This window comes from Citrobacter amalonaticus, from assembly GCF_037053465.1.
GTDB lineage: Bacteria > Pseudomonadota > Gammaproteobacteria > Enterobacterales > Enterobacteriaceae > Citrobacter_A > Citrobacter_A amalonaticus_H.
The window spans coordinates 74,993-84,884 of record NZ_JBALIF010000018.1; the positions used below are offsets into that span (position 1 = coordinate 74,993).

Sequence of the window (9,892 nt, forward strand, 5' to 3'; positions counted from 1 at the left end):
CGTGAGCATCTTTGAAGCGCATTTTCGTAGGCTCTACGCCCGCTATGGCGCAGGTCAGACGCACGAATTACAGATGCAGGAGATCGCCGCCATCTTCGGCTGTTCGGTACGTAACTGCCGGATTGCGTTGAAAAAGATGCATCAGGAAAAATGGCTCGACTGGCAGCCGCAGTGCGGTCGCGGCAAGCGCTCACGGCTCCATCTGTTAACCTCGCCGGAAAAACTGTTCAGCCAGAACGTCAATAAACTGCTGGAGAAGCAGGATTACGACAACGTGCTGCGATTTATCGGTAGCGATAAAGACCTGCTGGATCGCCTGAGCCTCTGGCGCTTTGGTGTACAGGATAAAAGTAGCGAAATGCGGGTGCGCATCCCCTACTATCGCAATCTGGATCCCCTTAATCCGCTCGTCCCCCTGCGACGAACTGAACGGCACCTCCTGCGCCAGTGTCTGAGCGGACTGACACGCTATGACGCCGTTCAGGGCAGGATCGTCCCCGATATTGCCCACTACTGGACCCACAACGACGACTTCACCCGCTGGGAGTTCTGGCTGAAATCCACCGCCCGCTTTGCCGATGGCAGCGAACTGGATGCCTGCGCCGTTCAGCGCTGTCTGCTCGCCGCCAGCCAGAGCCCGCAGTTTGCGCCGCTTTTCAGCCCAATCAAGACAATCACCGCTGACGCCCCCTGGCATCTGGTGATTGACACGCACCATCCGGTCAGACGGCTCGACTGCCTGCTCGCCACCCAGCCGACGATGCTGTTTGATTACCACCGCGGCCACATCCGCTGTACCGGCGCTTTCCACCTGCAGGAGCACAGCGACAACTTTATGGTTTTGCGACGCAATCAACACTGGCACCAGGCGCGTCCCGGACTGGATGAAATCACCATTTTCACCTGGGCACCGGAGCATATCAGCATGAGCTTTATTCCCCTGCTGCGGGGCGAGGAGGCGCAGGATGACCGCCCGCTCAACGAGCGTAGTCTGGAGCAGGGGTGCTGCTTTGTGCTGCTCGACAGTGACGGAGCCTTTGCGGATGAGGCCGGAAGACGGTTTATCAATTATCTGCTGCAACCTGTTGAACTCCTCAGCCAGACCCAGCTTCCCGACGAATATGCGCGCATCCTCTCCGTTGCTCAGGGCATGCTGCCGCAGTGGAACCACCGCCCGGTAGATTTCGGCGGGATCACCGCGCCATTTAACCTGCGTCAACCCGTTATCATCCGTACCTTTCAGCAGCCGGAACTGGTGGAGCTTGCCGGGGCGATTCGCCACCTGCTTGAACACTGGCATATTCGTGCCGAGATACGAGTCGACACATTTGACAGTTTTAACGCCCGCCCCCGAACACCAGCGGACATCTGGCTCAGCAACTTTATGCTCGATACCTTTTCTGTTCCGGCGTTTCTTGAATGGCTGGCGTCCACCACGCTGTTTACGCGACTGCCTGAAGCCCAGCGACAAAACCTGAACGCCCTGTTGCCGATGATTCTGAACAGCGATGATGAACAGGCATTTTCAACCATTGCCGCCTTTTTCCATGAGATGACCCACCAGCGATATGTCATTCCTTTGCTGCATCACTGGATGGAATTTGCGACCGAGAAGTCATTTACCTGGCGGGATTTAAATACGCTGGGATGGCCGGATTTCAGCCAACTTTGGCTCGAATAATGCTACGCCCGCAAAAGCTCGCTAAAGGGCCTTTAAAGGCCTTTAAGGGTAAGGGAGAGAAGTGCGGGATTTGGGGTGGGGGAACGTTTGGCCATCTGTATGGGCGATTCCATCAAATCCATCCGCAGCACCCTTTACGGTCTACCGATACCTACATTCAGAACGTCCGGTAGACGAAGCTAAAATGCCCATTCTCAATGCCTATACCTTCAGCTGCTACATAGTTTTGGACATGACGATTTATTAAAAGGCTCATAAAGGTTCAAATCATTACATAATAACTATTATTGTTTCTTATCAATAAATTATGGAAAAAAATACCTTGACCGAGGCATCCATAGTGCTATGTTTACAGTAAACGACACAGCGCTTGGGCTGCACTCCTGAGGGACCATGACATTCGAGGATGATGCCTGTCTGCTATGTCAGGTTGGTCAAACTCTTCGCCCCGCAAGCGAGACAATCAGCACGGAAGATTAATAGTATTGGCAATCTGTAGCGAAGAGTTGCAGTACTGCCCCTTCCATCATCCACAATGATAGCTATCAGTAAGTTAACGAAAATGAGAGGGCATCGGAAATGCTCGAAGTTGAATTTCAGGAATGGTTGAAGAGCAAAGGCGCCAAAACGCAAGCAGGCCTCAATTCCCGTATTTATGCTGTCAAAACTATAGAAAAAAATCTCGCAGCACTTGGTTCTCCTCATGCAGATCTGGATGCAGCCTACAAGGCGGATGGATTTGCACAATTGCGGCAGCGGATCAAAGAGATTCGCCGTGATGCCAAAGACAACGGCAATGACTATCGGTTACTAATGCCTGAATCAGAGCAACCGCTTAACCGATTGTCTAACTGGAATAGCTGGCTCGGACAATATGGACGTTTTCTGAGCGGTGATGACTCTCAGGCCGATGAAATTCGGGATTATGTCCTTGAAAACTACATCACCCCAGCCAGAGAGCGAGGTGACACAAGTGTCACCCTGGTAGTTGGTCCTCTGAATACTGAAATGGGTCTCGACAAGGGATGGCCGAACATCTGTCAGGCTCTTGATGGTCAAAAATTTCAGGAACTAGCGGATGTTCCCCCTCCGGTGACGGAAGGGCCTAAAAAGAGCACAACCCGGAAATATACGTTCATCCTTACGGAAGGAAGCGAACTGGTGGCCCAGACTAAACCAACTCCGACTAACCTTATTTTTTACGGTCCTCCAGGTACCGGAAAGACCTATCACACGGCGAGGGAAGCCGTAGCGCTCTGCGATGGCAAAGATGCCTATCCGAACTCAAAAGATGGGCGTGCGGCCCTGATGGCGCGCTATAACGAACTGATGGCAGAAAAGAGGATCTCTTTCGTCACATTCCACCAGAGCTATGACTACGAAACCTTCGTTGAGGGCCTTCGTCCAGAAATCGGTGAAGATGAGTCTTCGTCTGCTGGATTCAGACTCATGCCTACGCCGGGGCTCTTCAGAGAGATTTGTGCCCTTGCCGATCAGGCCAGAACACAACCCCGTGCACAGACAGATGCCTCGGCACTGCAACTATCCCAAAAACGCTTCTGGAAAATGGGGCAAGGGACAATTGGCACCGAAGACGATGTGTATGAAGATGCCCGCGACAATGGGTATATCGCTCTGGGTTGGGGTGGGACCATAGACTGGAGCGCGGATAGATTCTCATCGTTCAACGCGATTCATGATGAATGGATCAAGCAAAATCCAGGGAATCTGACGCCTAGTAACTGGACGCAAACCTATCCCTTCCGTTGCGAAATGAAGCCTGGTGATATCGTGATTGTCCCTTACGGGAACACTGCGTTTCGCGCTATCGCTGAAATAACTGGTGATTACTATTTCGTTCCTGAAGCCGAAGGTTACTATGCCCACCGCCGCCCAGTTCGCTGGCTACTGACCCTTGATGAACCACTGCCACTCGATACAATTATCGATGGTAACTTCACCATGCGGACGCTCTATTCCATTGCCACCAGTCGTGTGAATATCCCGGCGCTAGGCAGACTGCTCTCAAGTACAGAGAACATAGATAATAGTTCCGATGTTAAAGGACAACCAGAACAATTCGTCCTCATTATTGATGAGATCAACCGGGCAAATATCTCGAAAGTGTTCGGTGAACTGATTACGTTAATTGAGCCGGATAAACGTCTTGGAATGCCTGATGCACTCACCGTAACTCTGCCTTATTCGAAAAAGAAAGATTTTGGCATCCCCGCCAACCTTCATATCATAGGCACCATGAATACCGCCGATCGATCCATCGCATTGCTCGACACAGCATTAAGGCGGCGATTCAACTTCCGGGAAATGGCTCCCGACGCGACCTTGCTAAGTGAAGTAGAGGGGATCGATCTCAAAGCCGTTCTTACCACCATCAACCAGCGTATTGAATATCTTATAGGCCGGGAATATCGCATTGGACACGCCTTCTTTATCAATTGTGAATCCAGGGCACAAGTTGAAGATGCAGTGCGCAATAAGGTCATACCGCTGTTACAAGAGTATTTCTTCGAGGACTGGAGCCGAATCGCGACAGTGCTGGGCGATGGTTTTATGCAGGAAGAGCAGATTTTACCGCCACCCGGAATAGAGGGGGAACCATTATCAAGCTGGTCGGTACGTGCACCGTTCAGAAATGACGCCTTTGATCGACTGATAGGCAAAACCAGAACGTTAAATGTCACCGATCTTGAGGTGGCTGGTGAATCGAAAGAATGACGCACCTCACGGTTCGCGAATGGGGTGGTGTTTGTGTGAACACTGAAAGCAGCATAAACGCTCCTCATGCTTTTACCCGCCCTCAGGCTAACGCGCTGCTTACGGCGGCGCGCGAGCATCCGCTGGCAAATCAGCACGGTACTAATATCTTAATCGATCGCCATAACAAAATTATTGCCGGGCAAATAGTTGGGGTCATTGCCGCTCCGGGATGTAGCCTTGAGATCCTGCCCAAATTCGACGACGAGACGATAGAACCGGACGCCACAATACGCAATCGCCTGATACGTATGCTTGATGTCGCCCTCGGCCTTAAACTCGGCAATGGACAGGCTGCAACAATGGCGAGACAAGCTGAAAGCTTGCTAGAGATACTCATCCGCTTGTTCGCCGAGCGACTCTTATCTGAAGTACATCGGGGATTACCGCGCACCTATTTGGCACAGGAAGACGATTTACCCTCATTGCGCGGAAGGCTCAATATCAAACGACAATTCACTACGCTTGCCGTCCGCCCCGACCGTCTCGCCTGTCGTTACGACGAACTGTCGGCTGATACCGCCCTACTTCGAATTATGAAGGCGTGTGTAGTTCTGCTTCACCATTATGCCCGCGCTGCTGATACGCTCCGTCGTCTGAATGAATTGCGCATCCTGTTAGCGGGTGTTAGCGACGTCCCTTTCAGTCATCTGCCGTGGTCACAGGTACGGATCGACCGAACCAATCATCGCTGGGAAGCCCTCTACAATCTGGCACGTCTTCTCCTGCGACGCGACTGGCAAGCTACACACCACGATAAACGAGCGCAGAACGGGATTACACTCCTTTTCCCAATGAACGACCTGTTCGAGGCATATATAGCGGCGCTGGCGAAGCGTGCTGTACGCGGTACGGAATGGACGGTTCGTGCACAGGCAGGCAGATTATACTGTCTGATCGAGGACGTAAAAGAAGGCAAACCACGCTTCCAGACCCGACCGGATCTGCTTATCGAGCGGGACCATCAGATTGTTATGATCATAGACACTAAATGGAAGCGTATTGGGCGTCATCCCGAAGATGCCAGGCATGGCATATCGCAGGCTGATGTATACCAGATGATGGCCTATGCACGGATTTATCACTGCCCACAAGTTATGCTTCTCTATCCACATCATGCAGGTCTGGGAACGCAACCTCTGAATGCAGGCTATAGGATTCTAGCAGGCAAGGAACAATTACAGGTGGCTAGTGTGGATCTGATTCTCGATGAGGACAAGATTGTCGGGCAGTTAATTAACCTTCTCGGCATCAACACGCAGTGAGGTGAAAAGGCAAGACCGATGCACCTTGAGGCTCGGCTCTCTCAATAACCTCGATCCATGATTTAGGCTCATACTTACATGATAACTTTAATACGGTGTATTAGACCAGTATATGCTCTTGATAATGAACGAATAAAAAGCAAAGCAGGTCAACTATGAGAGAAGAGCGAGCCTTTCCCTTCAAATATCCAATACGCCATGCGCGTGGGTACGCGCAGTATCGAATTGAAACACTGCGCGATCTTGTCGTATAACAAGCCCCAGAAGAGCAATAACTAAAATATTTTTATATCCTATCTATTAAACAGTGGATGAATGATAAATGTTCTTTTCATGTCGGTTATGTCTAAATTTGGCTTATCAAAAGATGAATATATAATCAGCGAACTTGTTTTTTTGATTCCAATGACTCCAACAGTGAACCAAACTTTAAGCAACTCCTCAAAGTTCATTATTATTTTCATATGATGTTCATCTTCTTGATTGTTTGCTAATCTATCAAATATATGCTGTGATATTTTTTCTTTATCTATTTGAGGTAGCATAGGTAAGTCAAACTCTGATGTTGATAGCAATGATAAAGCATCCAAATATTCATCAATAAACGGATAGATACTTTTCCATTCTGTAACCAAAGCTCTTTTTCTTGATGAATAATACTTTTCCTCGGCAACCAAAATTATATTTTCATTTAAATTCACTATGCCATCACATTCTGAAAGACATATATTTACGAAATTTATAGCGTCACGAGGCCTCAGCATAGTCCTGTCTAAGATATAGTCATCCGCCCCTATACCATCGACCTGAAACCCAAATATATCTTTCATTGTTACAAGCTTCGAGGATTGATATCTATTTTTTACTAAGTAATTAATCCTGGCATCAATAATTTCTCTTATTTCTGTCTTATTCCATGAGATAGAATATATTAAAGATTGATCTTTTTCATCCTGTCTCAAACTACTCCTATAGATTCCCATAAGGATATCAGTTCTGATGGATATCAGTACCTTAACTGACTTAATATCTAATAATTCTCTGAAGGCTTCAAGAAGTGCATTGATGAAATCATATCTTATAACACTCGTACTCAACCAAGATTTATCTAAATCATCTATACTTATAACTATTCTAACTTGCTGGGAATCAGCAAACTCTTCCTTTAGGATTTTAATTAATTCCTTCTGTTTAAAGAGTAGTTCTCTGCTTACGTAACTTGATGTTTCAGATTGAATTCTCGTTGTATCCGCATTACTAAGTTTACCGCCTATATTTAATCCAGAACCGCCAATTTTTAAAGATAAATCGTTTTCCAATTTATTACTAATTTCTACCAATGCTTTATCATTAAAGAAGTTTTCACGGAATTGTTCAACATATTCATTAGCAATTTCTGGTTTATAAGGTCTTTTTTTTCCTCCAATTAAACCTTTTATTTCATCAAAAAAGCTTTGATATGATGACCTATAGACTGCCGGGATAACCTTCATAAGCAAAACATGCAACCAAAGTGATTTATAAAACCCTCTTAGATCTATACCCTTTGATATTAAATCGGAAATAAACACATTATTATTGATATGTTCAAAGATCGTATTTTCAGCTTCGATTGTATCATGTATTTTTATATTCCCTTTACTTAGTATTTTTTTTAGTAATGCGGATTTACCACTTCCTGTACGACCAACGATTATTCTTCTAGTGAAGTCTGGATTTCTTTCTGAAGAATCAAAGTTAATTATCCCTTTAAATACATTTGACTCATAAAAGCATGAATCCAGATAAGAATCTGTTTCAGCTTCCAATTTGCCAATCTCATCATTATTTCTGAATTTGTAGGAGTTCATATCTAGTTGGCTCCAATTATTTTAAGCGTGATTATTTTTAATAACAAAACATAAAGTGCTTATAGATACTAATTACTATTTTCTGACCAGACATACTCATCCAATTTAATCATTAAATATAATAATATGTATTTTAGTCCGCTTTGCTCTATTAGTGGTTTGCCTTAACAACACCTCATCAACTAACATAGTACAACTTCCGTTTCGACCACTAATCATATGGTACAAAAAATCACAAAGGCCGTTATAAGCAAAGAGCGAACATATTTTTTATATTTACTGTTTATAGTGACGCTTACTGGATGCAGGATGTCGAAGAAGGGATGTTTCGGGGCGTATTGGACGTCGCACCAACTCCCCTCCGCAGTTCGGGCAATGGCGATTAAGTCGTTGGGTCACGCAATCGGAGCAAAAGGTGCATTCGAATGAACAGATGTATGCCCCTTTTGATTCAGGCGGGAGATCTTTATCACAGCATTCGCAATTAGGACGAAGTTCAAGCATTGTACTCTCTTATGGTTAAGGAACATCATTAGATATTTCAAAGGCTATCTATCTGTATCGCCTTCAGCTATAGATGACGTTATTGTTTTTCACATGTATTAGATGAGCATGGTATAAAGGCCGAAAAAATCAAGAAAGTGAATTATTCGACAGGAACGCTCACTACTGGAAACGAACGACAAGTATGCAACTTCCACCCAAACCTCGACCAACGAGCCCCCAACAATCCTATTAAAAATCAAAAAGATAAAAAAACCTCTTCCATATCAACATCATCGCCACTCTTTTTGCGCCTTCCCCTTCGCGAAAAAAAACAAAATCCCCAACAAACTCAACCACCTCCTCCTTTAATTACAATAATACCAACAAAAACAATTGGTTACGTGAAAACGTAGCCACTTTGTCTTTAGTAGTGGCGACAAAATGGCAACGCATGCTTTTGCTTTCCCCCTTTCTCTTCCACCAGTTCAAAGCCATTAAGACCAATAGACATTATTCAATGGTAGAGGTAGGCTCGACTGGTCATAAATTTCATCAATTACTTCAGTGAGCAATGGGAGGAGCGGATGGCTTTCACTACGCGAGAGCAGGCTTTAGAACACTTTCGCAAACGCTACGATGAAGACAAATTTACTTGTACTGTAAATAAAATTTCTAGCGGTTATGCCTTTATTGCCACACCGATTGCACAAGCTGGTACTGGTCAGAGTAAGGCCAACCAGCAAGCAACAGCCAAAAATCCAGTACCTGAAAGCTTCCGCAGTTCAGTAACGAACAGGCTTTTTGTAGCAACAAAAAACGTACCCAAAGTAAGTCCACTTGCCAGCAGCCAATTACTTAAGGCTGAAAAAAAACCAGCAAAAAGAATAACAGCAATAGAAGATGAGCCTTTGCCTGATGAAGCAATAAAAGCCGTCATTGCAAGTCGGGCTAAACGTAAAAAGCCAGTGCCATATGTACGCGAGGAGTTATCCTCGACATCAACATTAAACATAAACCAGCATGATACCGATCGGCCTAGGTGTATTTATTGCGGTGACTATCGCTCTGGCATTGTCCGCGACCACGTGGTTTCAGTTGCATGGAGAGGTGGAGTGAGGCATTACGATCGCCGTCATACCGTTCCATCGTGCCCACAATGCAACAATCTATTAGGTGATAAGCCGTTACATAACATTGCAGACCGCGCAGCATTTCTTGTTGGAGCAATAGAGCATCACGAACGTCGATATCTATTTACTGTTGACAGGACGGCTGAGGAATTAGCCGAACTTGACCATTTCTTAGCTATTTCGGTAAAAAGCGCAATGTACGAAAAAGTCATTGCCTTGCAACGTATCGAATACGCTAAACAGGTTGCAGCAGGGTATTATGACTACGCTACTATCAAGCATCTTGTTAAGCAGGGTCGAGATATTCCCGAAGAATGAGTAAAACTTCAAACTTATCCATCAGCTACACATCAACCGAACGCTTGAAGATCGTGTACCAATGCAGTTTCTGATCATTAAAAACCCGCCAGTGGCGGGTTAGTATGAAAGCTGTTGCTGAATCCCTTTCGGGTGCGGCGGAGCAGCACTGATTTTCTCGGGACGGCAGACTGAGCGAACAAAGGTTTCATGCGTTACGAACGTATGCTCCTGACCTCATTCTATTTCAGGAAGAAGTGTTCGTTAAACTCATGCTACCTTGTAAATAGACCCGTTTTAGTTCCAGGCATTTTTTGAGATCCCGGCCAAATGATTGTGTTGCCGATATTCCTCCGGCGTCATATTGTTCAGTGATTGATGAGGGCGTTCACAGTTATATTCTGACAC

The 9,892-nt window shown here is 46.0% G+C and carries 6 protein-coding genes and 2 pseudogenes; 4 read left to right on the plus strand and 4 right to left on the minus strand.

Annotated elements, in window-relative coordinates; genetic code table 11:
• Position 1 precedes the first annotated feature (1 nt).
• From WB371_RS21030 to WB371_RS21040, 3 genes are all read left to right on the plus strand, one after another.
• Positions 2–1,681, plus strand: coding sequence for an SgrR family transcriptional regulator (locus WB371_RS21030; protein WP_336221939.1), 1,680 nt, complete (start codon positions 2–4; stop codon positions 1,679–1,681).
• A gap of 579 nt (positions 1,682–2,260) precedes the next feature.
• Positions 2,261–4,417 carry an AAA family ATPase gene (locus WB371_RS21035; RefSeq protein WP_336221940.1) on the plus strand — a complete coding sequence of 719 codons (2,157 nt, stop codon included), beginning with the start codon at positions 2,261–2,263 and terminating at the stop codon, positions 4,415–4,417.
• Positions 4,414–5,721, plus strand: a complete 1,308-nt coding sequence (locus tag WB371_RS21040) for an McrC family protein (RefSeq protein ID WP_336221941.1) — start codon at positions 4,414–4,416, stop codon at positions 5,719–5,721. Before WB371_RS21035 ends, WB371_RS21040 begins: the two co-directional genes overlap by 4 nt.
• 293 nt (positions 5,722–6,014) lie before the next feature.
• Here the strand turns inward: WB371_RS21040 and WB371_RS21045 are convergent, their stop codons facing one another.
• Together WB371_RS21045 and WB371_RS21050 are read right to left on the minus strand one after the other, a co-directional pair.
• On the minus strand, positions 6,015–7,571 hold the full coding sequence (locus tag WB371_RS21045; protein ID WP_319616584.1) for a P-loop ATPase, Sll1717 family: 1,557 nt from the start codon (positions 7,569–7,571) through the stop codon (positions 6,015–6,017).
• A gap of 276 nt (positions 7,572–7,847) precedes the next feature.
• Positions 7,848–8,075, minus strand: a complete 228-nt coding sequence (locus WB371_RS21050) for a DUF1272 domain-containing protein (RefSeq protein WP_319616585.1) — start codon at positions 8,073–8,075, stop codon at positions 7,848–7,850.
• A gap of 566 nt (positions 8,076–8,641) precedes the next feature.
• Between WB371_RS21050 and WB371_RS21055 the strand changes: the two genes are divergently transcribed.
• Entirely contained in the window at positions 8,642–9,505 is an 864-nt protein-coding gene (locus WB371_RS21055; RefSeq protein WP_142512533.1) for an HNH endonuclease, read from the plus strand.
• 99 nt (positions 9,506–9,604) lie between these two features.
• Here the strand turns inward: WB371_RS21055 and WB371_RS21060 are convergent.
• Positions 9,605–9,712 (minus strand): annotated as a pseudogene (locus WB371_RS21060) (late control protein B); the annotation flags it as partial.
• 69 nt (positions 9,713–9,781) lie between these two features.
• Positions 9,782–9,892 (minus strand): annotated as a pseudogene (locus WB371_RS21065) (integrase); the annotation flags it as partial.

Excerpts from the sequence above, each read along its gene's own strand:
- WB371_RS21035 (WP_336221940.1), top strand. The coding sequence starts at position 2,261 with ATGCTCGAAGTTGAATTTCAGGAATGGTTGAAGAGCAAAGGCGCCAAA.
- WB371_RS21040 (WP_336221941.1), top strand. The coding sequence starts at position 4,414 with ATGACGCACCTCACGGTTCGCGAATGGGGTGGTGTTTGTGTGAACACT.
- WB371_RS21045 (WP_319616584.1), bottom strand. The coding sequence starts at position 7,571 with ATGAACTCCTACAAATTCAGAAATAATGATGAGATTGGCAAATTGGAA.
- WB371_RS21050 (WP_319616585.1), bottom strand. The coding sequence starts at position 8,075 with ATGCTTGAACTTCGTCCTAATTGCGAATGCTGTGATAAAGATCTCCCG.
- WB371_RS21055 (WP_142512533.1), top strand. The coding sequence starts at position 8,642 with ATGGCTTTCACTACGCGAGAGCAGGCTTTAGAACACTTTCGCAAACGC.